The sequence below is a fragment of the Streptomyces sp. NPDC002577 genome (assembly GCF_053594815.1).
In genome coordinates this window covers 213190-233933 of sequence record NZ_JBSFWK010000006.1, presented here as the reverse complement: position 1 = coordinate 233933, position 20744 = coordinate 213190, and the positions used below count along the sequence as shown (strand labels likewise).

The 20744-nt window shown below is 69.0% G+C and carries 15 protein-coding genes and 2 pseudogenes; 9 read left to right on the top strand and 8 right to left on the bottom strand.

From position 1 onward, the window contains the following. Positions 1–154: 154 nt before the first annotated feature. Positions 155–1861, top strand: a complete 1707-nt coding sequence (locus ACWD4J_RS11810; RefSeq protein ID WP_451395174.1) for an acyltransferase — start codon at positions 155–157, stop codon at positions 1859–1861. A 371-nt stretch (positions 1862–2232) separates the two neighbouring features. Here ACWD4J_RS11810 and ACWD4J_RS11805 read toward each other — a convergent pair whose 3' ends face one another. Further along, on the bottom strand, positions 2233–2382 hold the full coding sequence (locus ACWD4J_RS11805; protein WP_451395173.1) for a hypothetical protein: 150 nt from the start codon (positions 2380–2382) through the stop codon (positions 2233–2235). 554 nt (positions 2383–2936) lie between these two features. Further along, positions 2937–4004, bottom strand: a complete 1068-nt coding sequence (locus ACWD4J_RS11800) for a substrate-binding domain-containing protein (protein WP_451395172.1) — start codon at positions 4002–4004, stop codon at positions 2937–2939. Between the two features lie 581 nt (positions 4005–4585). Between ACWD4J_RS11800 and ACWD4J_RS11795 the strand changes: the two genes are divergently transcribed. Further along, positions 4586–6091 carry an arabinofuranosidase catalytic domain-containing protein gene (locus tag ACWD4J_RS11795; protein ID WP_451395171.1) on the top strand — a complete coding sequence of 502 codons (1506 nt, stop codon included), beginning with the start codon at positions 4586–4588 and terminating at the stop codon, positions 6089–6091. Between the two features lie 81 nt (positions 6092–6172). Here ACWD4J_RS11795 and ACWD4J_RS11790 read toward each other — a convergent pair. Then, positions 6173–8001, bottom strand: a pseudogene (locus ACWD4J_RS11790) (putative PEP-binding protein); the annotation flags it as partial. Between the two features lie 459 nt (positions 8002–8460). Further along, complete coding sequence (locus tag ACWD4J_RS11785) at positions 8461–9657, bottom strand: IS110 family transposase (RefSeq protein ID WP_451395170.1); 1197 nt, start codon at positions 9655–9657, stop codon at positions 8461–8463. Between the two features lie 230 nt (positions 9658–9887). On the opposite strand from ACWD4J_RS11785, the gene ACWD4J_RS11780 reads away from it, so the two are divergent. The 3 genes from ACWD4J_RS11780 to ACWD4J_RS11770 all read left to right on the top strand — a co-directional run bounded on the left by ACWD4J_RS11780 (position 9888) and on the right by ACWD4J_RS11770 (position 12198). After that, a complete protein-coding gene (locus tag ACWD4J_RS11780) occupies positions 9888–10778 on the top strand; it encodes a universal stress protein (RefSeq protein ID WP_451395169.1) in 891 nt (296 codons plus the stop codon). A 104-nt stretch (positions 10779–10882) separates the two neighbouring features. Beyond that, positions 10883–11245, top strand: coding sequence for a hypothetical protein (locus ACWD4J_RS11775; RefSeq protein WP_451395168.1), 363 nt, complete (start codon positions 10883–10885; stop codon positions 11243–11245). 233 nt (positions 11246–11478) lie between these two features. Continuing rightward, the gene (locus ACWD4J_RS11770; protein WP_451395167.1) at positions 11479–12198 is read left to right on the top strand and encodes a CBS domain-containing protein; all 720 of its coding nucleotides are present in this window, start codon (positions 11479–11481) and stop codon (positions 12196–12198) included. Here ACWD4J_RS11770 and ACWD4J_RS11765 read toward each other — a convergent pair. From ACWD4J_RS11765 to ACWD4J_RS11755, 3 genes and pseudogenes are all read right to left on the bottom strand, one after another. Next, complete coding sequence (locus ACWD4J_RS11765; protein WP_451395166.1) at positions 12140–13282, bottom strand: site-2 protease family protein; 1143 nt, start codon at positions 13280–13282, stop codon at positions 12140–12142. The genes ACWD4J_RS11770 and ACWD4J_RS11765 overlap by 59 nt on opposite strands. A 539-nt stretch (positions 13283–13821) precedes the next feature. Further along, positions 13822–14028, bottom strand: a pseudogene (locus tag ACWD4J_RS11760) (universal stress protein); the annotation flags it as partial. Between the two features lie 124 nt (positions 14029–14152). Further along, complete coding sequence (locus ACWD4J_RS11755; protein ID WP_451395165.1) at positions 14153–15256, bottom strand: SDR family NAD(P)-dependent oxidoreductase; 1104 nt, start codon at positions 15254–15256, stop codon at positions 14153–14155. Positions 15257–15736: 480 nt separating this feature from the next. Here ACWD4J_RS11755 and ACWD4J_RS11750 point away from each other — a divergent pair, with 480 nt between their 5' ends. Next, positions 15737–16558, top strand: coding sequence for an SDR family NAD(P)-dependent oxidoreductase (locus ACWD4J_RS11750; protein WP_451395164.1), 822 nt, complete (start codon positions 15737–15739; stop codon positions 16556–16558). A gap of 46 nt (positions 16559–16604) precedes the next feature. Here ACWD4J_RS11750 and ACWD4J_RS11745 read toward each other — a convergent pair whose 3' ends face one another. Continuing rightward, the gene (locus tag ACWD4J_RS11745; RefSeq protein ID WP_451395163.1) at positions 16605–17549 is read right to left on the bottom strand and encodes a zinc-binding dehydrogenase; all 945 of its coding nucleotides are present in this window, start codon (positions 17547–17549) and stop codon (positions 16605–16607) included. 191 nt (positions 17550–17740) lie between these two features. On the opposite strand from ACWD4J_RS11745, the gene ACWD4J_RS11740 reads away from it, so the two are divergent. The 3 genes from ACWD4J_RS11740 (at position 17741) to ACWD4J_RS11730 (ending at position 20732) form a co-directional block, all read left to right on the top strand. Then, positions 17741–18340 (top strand): TetR/AcrR family transcriptional regulator, encoded by a 600-nt coding sequence (locus ACWD4J_RS11740; protein WP_451395162.1) that lies wholly within the window; start codon positions 17741–17743, stop codon positions 18338–18340. A 40-nt stretch (positions 18341–18380) separates the two neighbouring features. Next, positions 18381–18956 carry an IclR family transcriptional regulator gene (locus tag ACWD4J_RS11735; RefSeq protein ID WP_451395264.1) on the top strand — a complete coding sequence of 192 codons (576 nt, stop codon included), beginning with the start codon at positions 18381–18383 and terminating at the stop codon, positions 18954–18956. 297 nt (positions 18957–19253) lie between these two features. Continuing rightward, positions 19254–20732, top strand: a complete 1479-nt coding sequence (locus ACWD4J_RS11730) for an MFS transporter (RefSeq protein ID WP_451395161.1) — start codon at positions 19254–19256, stop codon at positions 20730–20732. Positions 20733–20744 lie beyond the last annotated feature (12 nt).

Below are 20744 nucleotides of genomic sequence, written 5' to 3'. Positions count from 1 at the left end.
GATGCACCCATCACTCGATCCGTGCTTGCCGCGAGGACCGGTTGAGTCGACCGGCCGTGGAGGTGCGGCAGCGGAACGAGCGCATGGCCCCTCAAGAACACCCGGGACCCGAGGACCCTTTCCGCAGAGTGTTCGCCCGACTAGCGTTCGCCCCGTGGATCAACAGCAGCAGCAAGATGTGCGGCACTTCGATCACTGCCCCTGGCTGTTCGCCCAGGAGGCGACCGAGGAACAGCGCGTCGCTCAACGGGAGCGGCAGCGGGAGATCGGTGGAGACAGCGACGTCGGTGAGCGGTGCTATGTCGCCGAGTCCGCCGCGGTGTTCCCGGACCTGCTGCGGCTCGGCGACGACTCCTACATCGCCGCTCATGCCTATGTCACCGGGGAGTTGACCACCGGAACGGACTGCACGCTGAACCCGTTCGCCACAGTGCGGGGCACCGTCACCCTGGGCAACGGCGTACGGATCGGCGCGCACACGTCGTTGCTCGGCTTCAACCACTCCATGGCACCCGACCGTCCTGTCTTCCAACAGCCCCACACCAGCCGGGGTATCACGATCGGCGACGACGTGTGGATCGGCTCGCAGGTAGTCGTGGTGGACGGCGTGACCATCGGCGATCACTGTGTGATCGGTGCCGGTGCAGTGGTGACCAAGGATCTCCCCGCCTGGACGGTGGCGGCCGGGAATCCGGCACGCCCGCTGCGCGACCGCCGAGGCGCCAAGGCAACTCTTGCGGCCCACGGCGCAGACCCTCTCACGCGGTTCGCCGACACCGCCCGCGCCCAGGCCGCCGACATCCTCGCCCGGTGCTGGGAGAGCGACCGGTATGTCGACCACCCCGGGGCCACACCGACGATACGGGCGCACTGCGACGCCGTGGAGATCGCCGACCTGCTGCTGCGCTCGGCACCCGAGCAGTTGACCGCCGACGACCACGGCAAGCGGCTGTGCGCCTCCCAGGACCCGGAAACCGGGCTGGTGCCCGAGTTCGGCGAGCCGCTGCCGGCGCCCGACGACGACGGTTTCATCGGCGAGGGACCCGCGCTCTACCACATCCTGTCCGTCGGCTACGCCCTCGACCTGCTGAGCCTCTCCTTCCCCCATCCGGTACGCGGCGTACGAGAGATGACAGCTCGTCAACTGACCGCGCGGCTGGACGGACTACCGTGGCGGGGCGGTGCATGGGGAGCCGGGGCCTGGATCGACGCATGGGCCACCGCCGCGCACTGGAACCTGCGGCACGCCGGAGACGACGGTACGCAGCCGGGCACGCGGGAGGCGCTGTTCGGCTGGCTCCTGACCCGGGCCGACCCGTGGACGGGGATGTGGGGCAGCCCCTCCCCCGAGACCGGTCGCCTCCAGGTCGTCAACGGCTACTACCGGCTCACCCGCGGCTCGTTCGCCCAGTTCGGGCTGCCGGTTCCGCATCCGGAACGGGTGGTGGACGCCGTCCTGGACCATGCCCGCGATCCCCGGCACTTCGGCAGTGGCCGGGACAACGCGTGCAACGTGCTCGACGTCGCCCATCCTTTGTGGCTGTGCACCCGGCAGCTCGGAACCGGGGACCGTGGCGACGGTTACCGTATGGCGGACATACGCGCCTGGGCCGAGCGCCAACTGGCCGCGGCCCTGCCCCGCTGGCAGAACGGCCGGGGTTTCGGCTTCGGTTCCGGGCCGGCGGGCCCGGGTCCGGAGCCGGGGCTCCAGGGCACCGAGATGTGGCTCGCCATCATCTGGTACCTCGCCGACCTCCTGGGCCGCGCCGACTCCCTCGGCTACCGCCCACGCGGCGTCCACCGCCCCGAGCCGGCCCGGTCCTCCGTACGGGGCACCACTGCGGCATCGACCACACAGTGACCCGCGGCAAGACCGGGTTCACCGGCACGGGTCCGGAACCGTGGGCGCCGGTGGCCCTCACATCCGGCGCCCACTCGCCCCTGTCCGTGGAACTGGCGCCCGATCGCTGTCTCAGCTGCGAGACGATGATTCTGACGCTCTGGCGCTTCTTCAGGCGGTAGCGGCCCCCGATGACGGTGTCCTCGAGAACGGCCTCGGTCAACGGCACCCTGGGACGGATTGAGTTCGCGCGCGACTTCTTCCATGCGCCTCCGGGACCGGGGCCCGGTTCGGCGGGGTCTCGAACAACGAGGCGTTCACCGCGACCTGGTGGATCACTGCCGGTCGACGCAGGCCCGTTGCCCCTTCTGAGCGTCGCGCGCTGTTGGAGCTCAGGCGCGGGACTCGGGTGCAAGGACCGCCGTGAAACCCGTGTCGATGTCGCCCAAGCCCTTGATGGCGGTGCTCAGGTGCCGACCGGGTGCGCGGTCGTCGCGGACGGCATGGGCGTCCCGGCGCGCGTAGCGCAGCAGGCGTTGCATCCGCCTGGGCCGGGTGTGGCCCGCCTCTTCAGGAATCCACACAACCCCCGGTGATCACGCGGTGGCCGTACCCCTTCCCAGCCGGGCCCGACGCAAGATCGCGAAACCAGAGTGGAGTACCAGGCGTGTCGGGTCGGTGTGTCGGGTCGGGAAGAACCCACGGCCGGAAGCGGAGGTGGGTACGTCGGGGACGGCTGGAACGGACACCCGTCCGTGGTCCGGCCTGTGGGCATGCCGATGCCGGGGAGGCGGGCACAAGGTGTGGGGGCCACTCGGGTGCGGTACGTGGCGGAGGGCGCTGTTGTCGCCGAGCGGGGGGCCGATCGTGGTGAGCGCGGCGAGGGCACCGATGCACAGATGCCTGATGGTGAGTCAGGACTTGGAAGCCGACCGCTCGGGGCGGTGGGCCGGGGCGGAGCCGTCGCGACCCGTGGACGTCACGGCCGATCGCTTGAGGTCGGCGCATCACTCCGTAACGGCACGCCGCTGGCAACGGCGCCTGGTGATCGGGGTGTTGGTGACGCGGTGGTGATCGCGGCCGGATCGTTCCAGGGTCACGCCAACTGGCGGCTGTCATCTCGGACTTCCTGTTGGTGCCGCGGGCGGGTCGCCGAGGTCCGCACCACAAGACTGGGCGGTATGACGATGTGGGGTGTCTTGCCGGACTTCGGGATCCCGGCGTCCGGATCACCGACGATCTCGATCAGCGCACGCAGGGCACGCCGGCCGAGTTCGTCGAAGTCCTGGCGGACGGTGGTCAATGACGGGCCGAAGTACTCGGCCTCCGGCATGTCGTCGAAACCGACGACGCTGATGTCCTCGGGCACCCGGCGCCCGGCCTGTTGCAGGGCCCGCAGCAGGCCGAGGGCCATGTGGTCGTTGGCGCAGAACACCGCGGTGACCTCGGGGTCGGCGGCGATCCGCTGGCCGTGCTCGTATCCGGTACGGGCCGTCCAGTCGGCGCCGGCCAGCGGTTGGACCACGGGAGCCCCCCGCTTGTGCAGGGCGCTGCGCCAGCCGGCCTCGCGCTCCTGCGCGTCGAGCCAGGAACGCGGCCCGACCAGGTGGTGCACCGTGCGATGGCCGAGATCGAGCAGGTAGGAGGTGGCGAGCTCGGCACCCGCCTCGTTGTCCACGGCGACCGAGACCAGCGCGGTGTGGGTGCCGCAGCCGACCGCGACCAGCGGCACGTCCGCCGGCACGTTCGCCAGTGCGCCCACCGCGGCGGTCTGCGGCGCGATGACGACGATCCCCTCCACGCCCTGGTTCCGCAGCCGGTCGACGGCATCCAGCACCGACCGCCGGTCGAGCGCGCCGACAGCCGCCACGGTGACGAAGTACTCGTACTCTCTGGCCGCCTGCTCGATGCCGTAGAGCATGCAAGCCGGGCCGTACAGCGTGGTGTTGAAGCTGATCACACCCAGGGTGCGGGTCCGGCGCGTCGCCAGGGTGCGGGCGGCGGCGTTGGGCCGGTAGCCGAGTTCGCGAACGGCGGCGAGCACCCGCTCCCGGGTGTGGGGCCGCACGCTCGGGTGGTCGTTGAGGACCCGTGAGACGGTCTGGTGCGAGACGCCCGCGATCCGGGCCACGTCCGCCATCACCGGCGCGCGATCGCCGTCCATGCTCCACCTCCTCACGCGCCGTCGTGTTGTACCGATCGGGTGCTTCTCCGGTGGGAGCAGCACGCCGTGACGGATTGTTAGCGCACACATTCCGCGGGGGTCAAGACTGCTCCGGCCCTCGACTTTCGTGCTTTCCCGACCGCGCCGCGCGCACCGAGACCTTTTTGACCTGGCGTAACCGCCGTATGGAAGGTCCCTTCCGGCACGGCCGGTCACCCGAGTAAACAGATTGCACAGCTTTTGTTTCCGCACTCTTGACTGTTCGACAGTGTTGACCGGGTATTCATCCCGCCGTAAAAAGACGGAGCCGCGACAGCGGTCGTTCACGCGCCGACCACGCGAGAACGGCATGCGCAATAGTCCCCCCAGTCCGGGCCAATTCGCCGCTCTGACCTGCTGTGACGCTCTCGACAACGCCGCTCGATCAGCACAGCACGCAGTCCGGCCCTCCCCCATCGCCCTCCCGTGCAGCTCGAATGAGTGACGGCACCCGAGGGCCTGCGATGTTAACGCCCACATCCTTGTCTCCCGGAGCACGCGGCGCCGGATGAGAGAGGAACGAACGACGGAAGAGGTTCACCGTGATAGGTCGATTGACAGACCGACACCTGAGAGGGCTCCTGCTGACAGTGGGCGCGGTCCTCACCCTCCTCGGGGGAATCCTGGCCGGGGTCGTCGGCACCGCGGGCACGGCCCAGGCCGCTTCGACCCTGCCCTGCGACATCTACGCCTCCGCGGGGACACCGTGCGCCGCGGCACACAGCACCACGCGGGCGCTCTACGCCACTTACAACGGCGCTCTCTACCAGGTCAAGCGCGCCTCGGACTCCGCCACCACCAACATCGGCGTACTCAGCGCCGGCGGCTATGCCAACGCCGCCGCGCAGGACTCCTTCTGCTCCGGCACGACCTGCGTCATCACCGAGATCTACGACCAGAGCGCAAACCACAACGATCTGACCATCGAGGGGCCCGGCGGCAACGGCGGACAGGACGTCGGCGCGATCGCCGACGCCCTTCCGGTCACGGTCGGCGGCCATGCGGCGTACGGCGTCTTCGTGTCCGCCGGCGTCGGCTACCGCGACAACAGCACCACGGGCATCGCCACCGGCAGCTCCCCCGAGGGCGCGTACATGGTGACGAGCGGCCACCACGTGAACAACCGGTGCTGCTTCGACTACGGCAATGCCGAGACGTCCGGCAATGACACCGGCAACGGCCACATGGACGCGATCAATTTCGGCACGGAGTGCTGGTTCTCCCCCTGCTCGGGTTCGGGGCCGTGGGTCCAGGCCGACCTGGAGAACGGCCTGTTCGCCGGCGGCAACGGCTCGAACACCAACAACAAGGGCAACTCCAGCGAGTACGTCACCGCCATGGAGAAGAACAACGGCACCACCACCTACGCGATCAAGGGCGGCAACGCGCAATCGGGCTCATTGACCACCTGGTACAACGGAGCCCTTCCCAACCTCGGCGGTTACACCCCGATGCACATGGAGGGTGCCATCGTCCTCGGTACCGGCGGTGACGACAGCAACGGGTCCGACGGCTCCTTCTTCGAGGGCGTCATGACCTCCGGCTACCCGACCGACGCCGCCGACAACGCCGTACAGGCCAACATCACCTCCGTCGGCTACACCACCCCGGCCGCGACCTTCCCCGTCGCCGGCACCGCCTACCGCCTGACCAACACCAACTCCGGCAAGGTCCTGGACGCGGTCAACTGCGGTACCGCCAACGGGACTTCGATCGACATCTGGGCCTCGCTCGGCAACACCTGCCAGCAGTGGAAGTTCGCCAGTGCGGGCAACGGCCACTACACCATCACCAACGTCAACAGCGGCACGGTCCTGGACGACAAGAACTGCGTGCAGAGCAACGGCACGGCCGTCCAGCTGTGGGCCTCGCTCGGCAATACGTGTCAGCAGTGGGACGTCACCAAGGTCGGCAGTCACTACACCATCACCAACGTCAACACCGGCATGACGCTGGACGTAGCGAACTGCGGAACGGCCAACGGCACCGTGGTCCGCCAGTGGCAGCAGCTCGACAACACCTGCCAGCAGTGGAACATCGCCCCCTGACCGAACGACCGACTCACCGACGGCCCGTCGGCCGTCCCCACCGACGGGCCTGTCCTCGCACCACACCCACCCCACAGAAGGGCTCCGCCCCGTCTCCAGGCGCGCGACCGGGAGACGGAAGGGTGAGCAGGAGACGTAGTCCAGGCCGGCGCCGTGGAAGAAGTGCACCGACTCCGGGTCTCCGCCGTGCTCACCGCACACACCGATCTTCAGGTCCGGCCGGGTGGCGCGGCCCTCGGCGACCGCAATCTCCACCAGACGGCCGACGCCCTCACGGTCGATCGTCTCGAACGGGGAGACCTTGAAGATGCCCTGCTCGAGATAGGCGGAGAAGAACGCCGCCTCGACGTCGTCCCGGGAGAAGCCCCAGGTGGTCTGGGTGAGGTCATTGGTCCCGAAGGAGAAGAACTCCGCCTCCTGCGCGATCCGTCCCGCCGTGAGCGCGGCCCTGGGCAGTTCGATCATGGTGCCCACCGGGCAGTCGACGGCCGCCCTTGTCGCCTGGGAGACCTCGGCGAGTACGTGTTCCACCTCCGCGCGGACGATGCGGAGTTCCTCGACCGTGTCGACCAACGGGACCATGATCTCCGCACGAGGATCACCGCCCGCCCGCCTGCGCTCTGCGACGGCCTCCGCGACGGCCCGTACCTGCATGGTGACCAGGCCGGGCACCACCACGCCCAGACGGACCCCGCGCAGGCCCAGCATCGGGTTCTCCTCATGCATCCGGTTCACGGCCGCGAGCAGCTCGGTCTCGTGCGGGTCCGGGGTGTCGCCATGCGCCTCGGCGGTTGCGACACACACGGCCAGTTCCGTGCGGTCGGGCAGGAACTCGTGCAGCGGCGGGTCGAGGAGGCGGATGGTGACCGGCAGACCGTCCATCGCGGCGAGTATCCCCACGAAGTCCTCGCGCTGGAGCGGCAGCAGCGCCTCCAGCGCACGGTCGCGTTCGACGTCCGTACGAGCCAGGATCATAGCCTCGACGAGGTGGCGGCGCTCGCCCAGGAACATGTGCTCGGTGCGGCACAGCCCGATGCCCTCCGCGCCGAACCGGCGCGCGCGGGCGGCGTCCTCTGGGGTGTCGGCGTTGGCCCGTACGCCCAGCCGCCGCACGCTGTCGGCGTGCGCCATCATCCGGTCCACTGCGCCGACCACCGGCTGTGTCGGCTCGTCGGGGAGTCGGCCGCCGCCTTCGAAGTACTTCATCACCGCCGAGGCGACCAGCGGAACCGGACCGAGATGGACCGCACCCTCGGTGCCGTCCACGGAGATGACGGTGCCCTCGGTCACGGTCGTGCCGTTCGCCGTGAACCGCCGTGCCCCAGGGTCCACGGTGAGTTCCTCGGCCCCGCACACGCACACCTTGCCCATGCCCCGGGCGACCACGGCCGCGTGGCTGGTCTTGCCGCCGCGGCTGGTCAGTACGGCTTGTGCGGCCACCATGCCGGGCAGGTCGTCCGGAGCGGTCTCCTGCCGTACAAGGACGACCTTCTCCCCGGCCGCGGCGCGTCGTACGGCCTCGGCGGAGTCGAAGACCGCGGCCCCGACGGCGGCGCCGGGCGAGGCCGGAATGCCGTGGGCCAGCGGCGCGCCGACCGCGGTGGTGTCGAAACGGGGGAACATCAACCGGGCGAGGCCCTCGCCGCCGACCCTGGCGAGCGCCTCGTCGAGGGTGATCAGACCCTCGTCCACGAGTCCGGCGGTGATGGTGAAGGCCGCCTCGGCTGTGCGTTTGCCGATCCGGGTCTGCAGCATCCACAGCTTGCCGCGCTCGATGGTGAACTCGATGTCGCACAGATCGCGGTAGTGGGCTTCCAACGTCCGCATGTGTGCGCCCAACTCCTGGTACGCATCGGGGTTCAGGCCCTCAGCTCGAGCAGCGGAACAGCGTTGCGGATGCCGGCCACGACCCTCGTCGAGGTCCTGCCGGGTGCCGACGATCGAGCCGATGACCGAGGTGCCGCCCAGCACAGTGTCGAAGATCGGGACACGGATCGTGCCGCCCGCCGGGAGGGCGACCATGACCAGCTTGCCGCCGCGCCGCAGTCCGCCGTAGACGTCCTCGAACGTCTGCTCGTTCACCGCGAGGGCGAGGGCCGCGTGTGCGCCACCTGGCCTCGACCGCCTGTACCACGGCGAGTAACACCCTCGCGTCCCGCAGCGCGCGCTCCTCCCGGGCGCTTGGGCGTGTCGTCATCCGCCCATCGAGCCATCGAGGCCCCGGACCGCGACTTCGGCCGGGCGGCACCTGTGTCGATGTCCACCGAGATGGCAGCCGGCAGCAGAGGAGTCAGGCTGGTAGACGATGCGCAATCACGACGATGCGCAACCACTGTGCGCACCACGCCGGAGGCTTCCCAATGCCGATGTCAAGCGGCACTGGTGACAGGAGGTGTGACTTGGTAGCACCGTCGGTCACGTATGAGGGCCCACAGAACGTTGACTCGTCGGCGGGCGAGCGCGATCACCGCCTGGACGTGTCGTTTCCCTTCAGCGCGCTTCCTGTCGTAGAACGCTCGGGAGTTGGGATCGCGCTGGATGCTGAAGAGCGCGGAGGCGTAAAAGACACGTTGCAGACGCCGGTGGTAACGCTGGGGCCTGTGCAGGTTTCCGCTGGTCTTGCCGGAGTCCCGGGGCGCCGGGGCCATGCCGGCGAAGGCCGCAAGACGGTCCGGCGTCGGGAACGCTGCCAGGTCACCGCCGGTCGCCACGAGGAACTCGGCGCCGAGCAGGGTCCCGATGCCGGGCATGCTGGTGATCACTTCGGCGAGTTCGTGCTGACGAAACCGGCCCTCGATGAGCTTGTCGACCTCGGCGATCTTCTCATTGAGGGCCATCACCTCCTTCGCCAGCGTGCGCACCATCGCCGCGATGGCCTTCTCGCCGGCGACGGCGGTGTGCTGGCGTCCGGCCGCGTCGACGGCCGCCGCGGCCAGGGCCTCGGGGCTGCGGACCTTACGGTTGCGCAGCCAGGTCGTCAGCCGGTTGACGCCCGTGCGGCGGACGGCGGCCGGCGTCTGATAGCCGGACAGCAGGACGAGGGGGCCGGTGTTGGTCATCTCCAGCGCACGTTCCAAGGCGGGGAACATGCCGGTCAGCGTCGAACGGAGCCGGTTGATGATGCGTGTCCGGTCGACCGCGAGGTCGGCCCGGCGATCGGTCAGGAGCCGCAGCTCGACGGTGGCGTCGTCGCCGGGGCGGACCGGCTGGAGATCGCGGCGCATGCGAGCCTGGTCGGCGATGACCAGGGCGTCGCGAGCGTCGGTCTTGCCCTCGCCTCGGTAGGCGTCGCTGGCCCGGTTGACCACGCGTCCGGGGACGTAGAGAAGTTCCTGACCGTGGTTGACCAGCAGTGCGATCAGCAGGCCGGGCTCGCCGCCGGTCATGTCCATCGCCCAGGTCACCTGACCACCGTCGGCCAGGTCGAGAACGCCGCCCAGGATTTGGAGCAACTCCGGTTCGTCGTTGGCCACCCGCCGCGACAGCAGTCGGCGGCCCCCGCCGTCCGTCACCAGGCAGTGGTGGTGGGTCTTGCCGCAGTCGATCCCGGCCCATATCCGGCTCATCGTGCTCCTGAGGTCGTATCCGGCTTGCGTACCACGGACGACCTCGCCGGCATTGCTCTACACAGCGACCTGTTCGCACTTCCCAATCGGCGGCCGAGTCGTCGTGGGGAGCTGGGCGGCCAAGCCTCCCGAGCCACGGACGGCACAGCGATGAAAGCCACACCCAGCTCCCCTGGGTTCCACAACCCTACGAACGGCTGGGGCGACCCAAGCAGGAAGGTAGAGCAGCGATGACAAGTGCAGAAGGACGACGGCCGATCGTGGTCGGCGTCGACCCCGACCCCGGCAGACGCACGGCGCTCGCCTGGGCCGCCGACGAGGCTGCCCTGCGCCGCCTGCCGTTGCTCCTGGTACATGCCGAGGGCGTGCCGACGGGCGGATACCGGTCCCGGGAGGTGATGCCGTCATGGGAGCAGTGGAACGCAGCGCTGCACAAGGCTGGAGACCGGGTGCTCAAGGAGGCGGTCGCGTTCGCGGAGTCCCGGCAGCCCCAGGTGGAGGTCTCGGGGCTGCTGGCGGAGGGGCGCCCGGCGTTGGTCCTGCGTGAGCATGCGCAGGACGCCGCGGCGGTCGTACTCGGCTCATGGCACCTGCGTATGGCGGAGGAGCTGTTCACCTCCGCATCCGTGGCTCTGTCCGTCATCGCCCGTGCCCGCTGCCCGGTGGTCGTGGTGGCCGAGCCGGCGCACATCACTCAGAGTCCGCCGTACTTCGTGGTCGGTGTGGACGGCAGCCCGGACTCCGCCGCGGCCGTCGATTTCGCCTTCCAGGAAGCCGCCCTGCACGGCGCACTCCTCAGGGCACTGTACGTGTGGCATCGTCCGCTGCTCGGCGTCCTGGACGAGCGGGCCGCGGTGCAGGAGTGCCGCCGCCTGCTTTCCGAAACGGTGGCCGGGCGCGTCGCCACGTACCCGGAGGTCGAACTCCACCACGAGGTCGTCCGGGGCCACCCCGTGCAGGCGCTGGCCGAGGCGTCCGCCCATGCCCTCGGTCTGGTGGTCGGGACACGCGGCCGCGGCGGCTTCGCCGGGATGCTGCTGGGGTCCGTCAGCCAGGGCGTGCTCCACCACGCGCGCTGCCCTGTCATCACCGTCCCGCATCCCGACGCGGACGCCACGTAGCCCGCGGGAGGAGCCAGGAACCGTCCTGAGCTGGCGGCATTGCTGCGCGCCGCGATGCTCTGCAACGACGCCGCGCTCGAGCCTCCGTCGAAGGGCAGAACGGCGTGGCGTGCGCTGGGGACCCGACGGCGGCAGCCCTGCTCACGGCCGGAACCCGACTGGGCCTTGACCTGGCAGTACTGGACCGGGAGTTGCCGCGGGTGGACGAGATCCCCTTCGACAGCGGCCGGAAGCGAATGCCGAGGGTGCACCGTCGGCCCGACGGGGGGGCTGCGTGTCATCTGCAAGGGGGCTCCGGAAGCGATGCTGCGCCCGGGCGTCCTGACCGATCCCCAGGAGCTGCTCACCGAGACGGCCGCGCACAGCGAACACCTCGCAACCGACGGATACCGGGTCCTCGCCGTCGCCTCCGCCGACCGCGACGCATGGCCTCGCGTGCACCTTCTCTGGCGTCGGCCATGTGGTGATGCGTCTCCAGACACGGCTCCGGCCCGAGCGACGGCTGGACACCGCTGCCCCGTCCCGGGTCCGAACCCGATTGGCCGGAACGGGCCTGGCTCCTCCGGGACAACGAGGTCGGGCAACGCAGTCTGAACGCTGCAAATCGTGGGACTCGTAGGTCCAAGGACTGTGGGTGCGATACGGAAGGAGGCGGACATGACCACCGCTCGAGAGATCATGCATCCCGGAGCCGCCGAGAATGAGACGCTGCAGGATGCGGCACGCCGGGATGAGCGAGCTGAACGTCGGTTCCCTGCCCATATGCGGCCCCGACGACCGGCTCCACGGAATCATCACCGATCGTGACATCGTGGTGAAATGCCTGGCCAAAGGCAAGAACCCCAGCACTATGACTGCGGGCCAGCTCGCCCAGGGGAAGCCGATCACTGTCGACGCGCATGCCGATGCCGGAGAGGTGCTTCAGACCATGGAGCAGCACAAGATCAGGAGGCTGCCGGTCATCGCCCTCGACGGCTCACCGGAGAGCCTTGCCGCCGCCCACTGGGCCGCCAACGAAGCCAAACGGCGCGGGCTCACACTGCGCCTGCTGCACGCCTGGCCCTGCTGGCGCCGGAACCGACCCGAGTCCCCTCGAAGATCGACCAGAACTACTGAGCGTAGCGGCTCGTGCACAACGCTGCAGTCCCTGATCCACAGCCTTCAAGTGCCCGGCGTCCCGCCCGCGCCACGCGACCCTCTCGTTCGTACAGCAGCTGACGGTGGTGCCCGCGGGCCGTTGGCGCGGCCCGGCTGCCGGGCCGCGGGGCTGCGTCGGATGGCAGGCGAAGGTGCGGCTGACCGACATCTCCGCCTCGCACGGGAAGACGCTGCTGATGCGAATGTCGACGGTGCCGCCACGGCTACAGGCCACCGCGCCGCCATGGAGCGGTGTTCATCAGCCATGTCACCGTGCGGCTGACGTCCGAGAGGGAGACGATTCCGACGAGGCTGCCGTGATCCACGACCAGGACCCGGTGCGCGGCGCCCGGCTCCATGCGGGGCAGCAGATCCGCCAGCGGGCTGTCCGGCCCCACCACGGTGGTCTGCGACAGCGGCACCATCACCTCTCTCACCGTCGTGGCGTGGGCCTCGGCGTGCGGCACGTGTCTGGCGCTGTCCAAGGTCACCAGCCCGACGAGGACTCGGTCGTCGGTCACCGGGAACGCCGAATGCCGGTAGCGGTAGCGCGGATCGGCGAGGAAGCCCGCGACCGTGCTGTCCGCGGGAACCGTGAGAGGTTCCGGCGTCATGGCGTCCCGCACCGGGACGCCGGCGAGCACGCCACGCAGTTGGGCCTGCCGTCCCTCGGCGGTGGCAGCCGCGATGAGGAACCAGCCGAGCAGTGCCAGCCAAAGACCGCCGAACGCGCGGGTCCTCATGAACGCGATCAGCCCGAGCACCACGAGCAGCCACCCGAACACCCGCCCCGCCGCAGTCGCGCCGACTGTCGCCCGGAGCCGGTCTCCCGTGCGCCACCACAGGAACGCGCGCAGCAGCCTGCCGCCGTCCAACGGGGCGGCAGGTACCGCGTTGAAGACCGCGAGCAGCACATTGATGCCTGCCAGCCAGGCCACCATCTCCACCACGATCCCGGACGCCGACACCAGGTCGAGCAGCCAGGCCCCGAGTGTGAACAGCCCACCCAGAAGGAGGCTGACGAGCGGGCCGACGCCGGCGATCCTCAGCTCCGCACCAGGACTGGACGCCTCGGCCTTGAGCCGGGCCGCCCCACCCAACAGCCACAGGACGATGTCGTCCACCTCGACCCCGTTGCGCCGGGCCACGACGGCGTGCGCCAGCTCATGTGCGAGGAGGGAGGCGAAGAAGACCACGGCGGTGCAGAGGCCGGCCGCCCAGTACACCGCCCAGGCACGCCCTGGATACGTCTCCGGAAGGCGGCCCTGCGACAGGCCGAACGCGATGATGCCGAAGATGAACAGGACGCTCCAGTGCACGCCGACCCGGACCCCCGCGATCCGTCCCAGAACGAACGTCGCCTGCACAGCTCTCTCCCTTGCTCAGACCGTCACCCGACAGACAGCCGTCCCGCTCCGACCACCGCCCCGCCCGCACCGTCCGTCGGACGACGCGAGCCGACAGATCCCGATCCCCATGGCAATGCCACGGGTCGGCGCGAAGGGACACCGCCGCCCTGTGGTGGGACGGCCGCCGGATGACGGCCTCGACCTGGTCGGTTCATCGGGAGTGATAGGCGCTGTACGCACCACGTCATCCTTGATCACGCGCTGCTTCGGACCTCTCGCTGCGCGGATCCTCCTGCCTTCCAGTAGACCCTCGGGCCCACGGCTTCGCGCACCGGAGGGGCCTGAAGAGCACCTCGGGCCCCCGTCCCCGGTCGTGGCACGCCGAGCACATGCCTTCAACTGGCAGGCCAGCCAGGGCGGTCCCTGGACCTGAGGGAAATCCCGGGCGTGGGCAAGTCGATCGCCGAGAAGGTCATCGAGTACTTCCGCACCGGCATGTAACGGTGGTGGAGGAGACACTGGCCAGGCTCATGGCGTGCGGCAGACGTTCCGGAATCTCATGCTCGCTGCGGGACGACGGCGATCGGGCACTGCGAATGGTGCAGCGCGACGCGAGCGACCCGGCCCAGCTGCAGACCGAAGTGACCATGGCGCCTCAGCGCACCGACGACCAGCAGATCCGCCTCGGCCGATTCGCTCACCAGCACCCTGTGCGCGGCGCCCTCGACCGCTCGGCGGACCACCTCGGCACCGGGATGGTCCCGTTCTCACCAAGGCGGCACGACGTCAGCCCGACGACCCCACCCAGATATTCGGCCCATCAGGGCGGGGCCATGAGGCCCCAGCCCCGTCCACCAGTCCCAGCATGTGCCCGGCCGGCGGTGGCGATCAGGATGCGGAGGAAGTGCCAGGCCATTCGGTGTAGTCCGGCAGACCCGCGATCATGTCCTCCGCACGGGCAAGGAACGCCTCACGCGGGCAGGGGTGAGTGAGAATGTGCGGAAGATCGAGCTCGATTCCGCGACACACCAGCCACCCCGTGGCCGCCGGCGTGATGTAGTCCGACCAGGTCGTCGGGACATCGGGGTCCTCGCCACTGGGCTGCAGGTCTTCGGGCTTGGCGTCGGTGATCGGATTTGTTGCCTGCTCGACGTAGGTCGACCATGGGGTCACGCCGCGCTCAGCCGATCGGTCCTGAGCACTCCGCAGCCGCTCGCTGGTCGTGATCCGTGTGCGAACGGCGCCGGGATGCAGCATCGACACACCGATCCCCTGCCCGCGCAGCTCCTGACGTGCGGTCAGAGACAAGGCTTCCACGGCGGCCTTGGAGACGTTGTATGCGGAATGGCCGGCGGTCATGGCCGTGGTGCCCATCGATGAGGTGTTCACGATGTGCTGGGGACCCGGAGTCGCTCGCATCCGTGGCACGAAGGCGGCGTGGCCGTGCAGCACTCCCCAGAAGTTGACGTCCATGACCCAGCGGTAGTCCTCGTAGCTGGTGTCCCAGGTCGCCCGAAACGGGCGCAAGGTGACCCCAGCATTGTTGACGAGGATCTCGACCGACCCGTGCCAGTCGTACGCCAGGTCGGCGAGCTCCTCGACAGCTTCTCGCTGCGACACGTCAACCTGCACACCGATCGATCGCCGCCCGAGCGCCTCGATCTCCTTCGCGACCGACTCGGCGGCGGCGCCTTCGACGTCGGCGACGACAACGTCGACCCCCCGGCCGGCAAGAGCCAGGGCGATCGAACGCCCCATGCCACCGCCCGCGCCCGTGACGACCGCAGCTGTTCCCTCGACTATGTCCACCAGGTTCCTGTCGATCTGGCACAGCCGCGGCCCTCGCCGATAGCTGCGCGACTCGCCCGCGTGATCGCGGTGTCTGTGGTGGGAGCCGCCAGCCGCCGCACTCGACTGGCTTTCCCTAAAACAGAACGTGCGTCCCGTTATATGTTGATGACCAGGATGGCCAGGGCCTCTGAGTGATGTCAAGAGCAGGGATCGGATAGAGCTCCCCGAATAGACGTTGCGCCATGCCCAGCCTCGGCCGTGACTGCGCGCGAGAACTGAACCGCCCTCGTCGCCATGGCATCTCTGCACTACAGGGGCCTACTTGGCGCGCCGCAGCGACCCCCGGAACCGCGATCACCGTGCCCCCCTCGGAGGCACCCCGCCTTCTTGGGCAGCTCAACTCCGCCACTTGACGCCGGGGCGAACGCCCGTCACAGTAGGTGCGCCGAAGATGCACTGAAGACGCTTAATGTTCCGTTGAAGGCTGAGAGGCAGATTCCCCAGCCAGGGATCCGGTTGCGAACAGCAGTCCCGGACTCGTGCGAACTGAGCAGGGCTTACCAGGGTGCCCGGATTTCATCGCAGTGCCCCCGCGCTGATGGCGAGACACCGGAAGAGGCAAAGAGAGAGTCGGCGCGAGCCTCGCTGTGGTTCGTGCGACCGAGGAAGGAGTGATGTCCGGTGACCAGACTGGTTCCCGGCCAGGTGGCAATCGTCACTGGCGCAGCAAGCGGCATTGGTAAGGCGCTCGCAGAGGCGTTCGGGGAACGCGGGCTCAATCTCGTGATCGCCGACGTAGACGCGGACGGACTCCGCGACACCCGCGATGAGCTGTCAGCGCTGGGCGTCGAGGTAGTCGCCGTACCGACCGATGTCACAAGCGCCGAAGCGGTCGCGCGACTCAGCCGGACAGCTATCGAACGGTTCGGTACCTACGACGTCGTCTGCAACAACGTCGGAGCGGCGAACAGGCTTCGTCCGTCGTGGGAGATCACGTCGGCGGAATGGGAGCGACTGCTCTCCCTGAATCTCCGCAGTGTCATCAACGGTATCCGAGAGCTCGTTCCTCATCTCGTGCACAAGAACTCGGGCCACATACTCAACACCGCCTCGATGTCCGGTCTCTCCATCGTCCCCGGCATCGCCGACTACATCGTCACCAAACACGCAGTTGTAGCACTCACCGAAACGTTGCATGCCGAATTGGCTGGTTCAGCGCCAGGTGTAGGCGCTACCGTCCTCTGCCCGGGCATCGTGCGCACTCCTATGAGCGCGAAGCGTGAAGATGGTCATGCCGGCGGCGTCGATGTTTCCCCAACGCCCATCCCAACGGATCCTGCCATTGACCCCAAGGAGGCGGCAGGGATCACACTCGCAGCGATCGAGGCCGACTACCTCTACGCGGTGCCGGCCATCAATCCTCTCGCGCGCATTCGGGGTAAAGTCGATCGGCTGCTTCACGAGGTAGCGAATCAGCCTGTGCCTCCCATAGCCGCACGCTGATTCCTCATGCCGACGTACTGCCGCCCCGCAGGCCGCTCCGTGGGTTTCAGTCGCCGAAGCGGGCCACGAGGCGGCCGGTGACCTGGGCCTTGGCCAGGCGGTCCAGGCCGTCGGGGATCTGGTGGAAGCCGATCTCCTCGTACACCGGGGCGATGGAGCCGTCGAGCATGAGCTGGTAGAGCTCCTCGATGTCCGCGACGGTGCCCCCCATGGAGCCGATGAGGTTCTTGTTGTGCAGCAGCGCGTGGGACGGGATGGTCATCTCCCTGGCGCCGATGCCGACGGTGACAACGGTGCCGCCGGGGCGGATCGCGTCGATGGCCGCGGCGGCGGTGTTGAAGCCGGCGTAGTCGACGATGAGGTCGAAGTTGCGGCCCTTCCACTCGGCCGCGTCGGCGACCGTGCCGGCCAGGCCGAGGCCCAGGGCAAGTTCGCGTACCTCCGCCTTGGGCTCGGCCACGTGCACCTCCGCTCCCTTGAGCACCGCGGCGCGCGCCCCGATCTGTCCGAGGCCGCCCAGGCCTATGACGCCGACCTTCATGCCCTCCTTGGCGCCGCCGCGCACGATGATCGCGTGATAGGAGGTCATGCCCGCGTCGGTGGCCACCGCAGCGAGGGCTATGCCCAGGCCCTCGGGGACACGAGCGAGGTCGTCGGCGTGGACGAGTTGTTTGTCGGCGAAGCCGCCGGGGGCGAAGAACCCGGGGATCGGGCCGGTGCCGGACGGGCACACGCCGACGCGGTCGCCGACCTGCCAGCTGGTCACGCCCTCGCCGATGGCGCTGATGACGCCGGCGGTCTCGTGGCCCAGGGTCATCGGGGTGTAGGGCATGTTGGCCTTGGTGCCCGGGTTGGTCATGTAGGTGATGTCCGAGTGGCACAGGCCGCAGGCGCGCACGTCGACGACGACCTCGCCGGGACCGGGGACGGGGTCGGGGACCTCGTTGAGGACGAGGGGCTCGTTGGTCTCGACGAACTGCCAAGCCTTCATGGTTTGCGCTTCCTTCTCCAAGGGCCGGGTGACGGTGCCCGGCGTCGGCGGGCCCGCGGCAGGCCCGCGCCCGGAGACTAGCCCCGGACCCCATTAAAGGCAACGCCCTGTTGCCTTTCTCGTCGTAGGGTCCGGTCAGGGATGAGGAGGACGGCGCATCCGTCGGCTGCGCTGGTTTACATTCACCGGTGATGGAGACGACGACCAGGCGCACCCGCGGGGTGCAGACCGGCCCGCGCAGCCGGCAGGTGATCAGCAGCGTGCGCGCGGCGACCCTCGCCGAGCTCGAGCGCGTGGGGTTCACGGCGATGACCGTCGACGCCGTCGCCAGGACTGCCGGGGTCAACCGCACCACGATCTACCGGCGCTGGCCCTCCAAGACCGCCCTCCTGGCCGCCGTCGTCGAGCCACTGCTGCAGCGGTACGACGACATTCCCGAGACCGGCGACGCACGCAAGGACCTGGTCGCGGTCATGCTGCTGATCCGCGACGCCTGGACCAGCCCCGAAGGACAGGCACTCCGCGCGGCCGCAGGCGCCGCCCATCACGAGCTGCAGTCCCTGGTCGAGCAGGTCACCGAGCGGTCGCTGGCACCGCTGCGGCGCGTCCTGGGCCGTGCGGCCCGGCGCGGCGACATCCGTGAGGACGACGTGGCGATGATCGCGCACCTGGCCTTCCACGGTGTGGCCACCTGGCAGCGATCCCCGAGCGCGCCGCTGACCGACGACGACTGCGGCCGCATGGCACGCATCCTCCTCGGGGTCTCAGGCGAGGACGTGCCACTGCCCTGACCCGAGCGGACGGACGCCGGACGGCGCCTACCGGCTCGGGCTGGAGTTCCTCAGGCTCGCCTGGACCACCACGGCGCGCTTCCCGCTCCGCGAAGCGGCGGTCGGCATCCTCCGCGAACTCACCGACCGCAGCGGCGAGTCGTCGCTCTTCGGCCTCTACAACGACCAGCGCCGACAAATGATGTTCGCGGCGTCAGCCGAGTCCCCCCACCCGCTGCGCTACGTCCTCCCGCTCGACACCTGGCTGCCCCTCCACGCCAGCGCCAGCGGGCTCGCCATCCTCGCGTTCCTGCCCGACCAGACCCGCAACGAGATCCTCAGTGGCCCTCTCACCGCCACGACCGAGCGCACACGCGTCGACACCGACCGGCCGACCGAACGCCTGGCCACGATCCGCCGCGACGGCTACGCCCTCTCCCACGACGAACGCATCCCCGGGGCGATCGCCATCGCCGCCCCCGTCTTCGGCCTGTCCGGCCACGTCCTCGGCGACGTCGGCATCACCATCCCGGAAAACCGCTTCACCGCCACAAGCATGCCCCAACTCGCCGCGCTCGCCACACAGTCAGCCGCCACCCTCACCGAACACATCGGCGGCACCCAGCCCGTGCACTGAACGGATCGCGCCCGCGGCCGACCTGCAGAACTCCTTGACACGGGTTCTCGGTGAGGTCACACTCTCCTCGCTAAAGAAATCAGTCGTTCCGTTAAATGGAACACTGGTGTGAGGAAGCTTGTGCCAGTCCTCTACGCCTGTCGAGCCTGAGAGCCCCTGGGCGGTTGCCCGAGATCGTCGTCCCACGCCCGGAGATCCTTATTCCACGGAACCGGTGTCCGGTTCACGCGCGGCGTTGCGAACGTACGCCCAGGGCAAGGCGATCACCGTCGATCATGCCTACCCGAGAGAGACACGATGCACCGATCCGAAGAGGTCAGCGGCGATTTCATCTCCGAAGATGTTGATGACGTCCTCCGTTCAGCACGCCCCGCCACGCTCATCATCGCGGTCCTGATCTTCGCGGCCGTCGTCAGCTCGTTGGAGTCGACGATGATGGCCAACGCCCTCCCGCAGATGATCGTCATCTTCCATACCAATGCAGCCGACGCCAGTTGGATGCTCACGGCGTACACATTGGTTGGCGCGGTGTCCGCCGCGCTCTGCGGGCGGCTCGGCGACCTCTACAGCCGCCGCAACATGATCATCATCCTGCTGCTCATCTCGGCCGCGGGCTCGATTGTCAGCATGTCCACGGACACACTCACCGGGGTCGTCGCCGGCCGGGCGCTCCAGGGCGTCGCCGGTGGCCTCCTCCCCCTCTGCTTCGGCCTTGCCCGGGAGAACCTTCCGAAGAAGCGGGTGCCTGTGGCGACCGCCTGGATCGGCGGCGCCACCGTGCTGTCCGGGGCGTCAGGCATGGTCATCTCCGGCTTCCTGATCGACCACACGAGCTGGCACTACATCTTCGTCACCACCGCAGTGGGCGGGCTGCTCGCCGCCGCTGCCTCTTCACTGCTTCCCAAGTCGACCGTCGCCGCCAAGGTGCAGCGCATCGACTGGGTGGGCGGTGTGCTGTTCGCGCCCGCCATCGCTCTGGTGCTGTTCGGCGTCACCAAGTCCAGGACCTGGACCTGGCTCGACAGCCGGACAGTCGGCACCATCCTCGCCGGCCTCGTGCTCATGGCCGTCTGGGCCTGGTGGGAGCTGCGCCTCGACAGCCCCATGATCAACGTCCGCAGCCTCGCCAACCGGAAACTCGCCCTGACCACGCTCGCGACGATGGCCGTCGCGGCCGGGCCAGTGGGCGTCACCGGCTACCTGCTCAACCTCATCAAGCAGTCCCCGGAGATCGCACCCGTCGGCCTCGGCCTCAGCGCGACCACGGCCGGGCTGCTCGCCTTCTGCACCGGGATCGTCGGTTTCCTGCTCGCACCCCTCAGTGGCCGGATCTCCGCCCGCACCGGCTCCCGGCGCGCCCTCATCATCGGCACAGTCTTCGGCATCACCAACGCCATCGTCCTCTCCCTGTTCTGCGGCAACGTCGTCGGCGTCGTCGTCTCCTCGGTGTTCCTGTCTGTGGCGACGACCTTTATGCTCACTTCGCTGCCCAACCTCGTCATCGAGAGCGTCCCGGCGGAGAACACCAGCGAAGCCACCGGTGTCAACGCGGTCGCCCAGACGGCCTTCAGCGGCGTGGGCATCTCGGTGGCCGCCCTGATACTCAGCAAGTCGACCGTGCCCGGTACCCCGTTCAGCACCAAGAGCGCCTTCTTCGAGGTCTTCGGCCTGATCGGAGGCTGCTCTGCCCTCGCTCTGGTCCTCGCCCTGTTCATCAGCCGGACTCCGCGTACGACCGCCGACGCACGCCCCGTGGCGGCAGTCCAGGAGGCATGAGCGCCCCGACCC

What these genes read in the sequence shown, in the direction of transcription:
- ACWD4J_RS11780 (WP_451395169.1), top strand. Translation starts at nt 9,888, where the DNA reads ATGACAAGTGCAGAAGGACGACGGCCGATCGTGGTCGGCGTCGACCCC.
- ACWD4J_RS11770 (WP_451395167.1), top strand. Translation starts at nt 11,479, where the DNA reads ATGAGACGCTGCAGGATGCGGCACGCCGGGATGAGCGAGCTGAACGTC.
- ACWD4J_RS11800 (WP_451395172.1), bottom strand. Translation starts at nt 4,004, where the DNA reads ATGGACGGCGATCGCGCGCCGGTGATGGCGGACGTGGCCCGGATCGCG.
- ACWD4J_RS11785 (WP_451395170.1), bottom strand. Translation starts at nt 9,657, where the DNA reads ATGAGCCGGATATGGGCCGGGATCGACTGCGGCAAGACCCACCACCAC.
- ACWD4J_RS11745 (WP_451395163.1), bottom strand. Translation starts at nt 17,549, where the DNA reads ATGAAGGCTTGGCAGTTCGTCGAGACCAACGAGCCCCTCGTCCTCAAC.
- ACWD4J_RS11730 (WP_451395161.1), top strand. Translation starts at nt 19,254, where the DNA reads ATGCACCGATCCGAAGAGGTCAGCGGCGATTTCATCTCCGAAGATGTT.
- ACWD4J_RS11740 (WP_451395162.1), top strand. Translation starts at nt 17,741, where the DNA reads ATGGAGACGACGACCAGGCGCACCCGCGGGGTGCAGACCGGCCCGCGC.
- ACWD4J_RS11805 (WP_451395173.1), bottom strand. Translation starts at nt 2,382, where the DNA reads ATGCAACGCCTGCTGCGCTACGCGCGCCGGGACGCCCATGCCGTCCGC.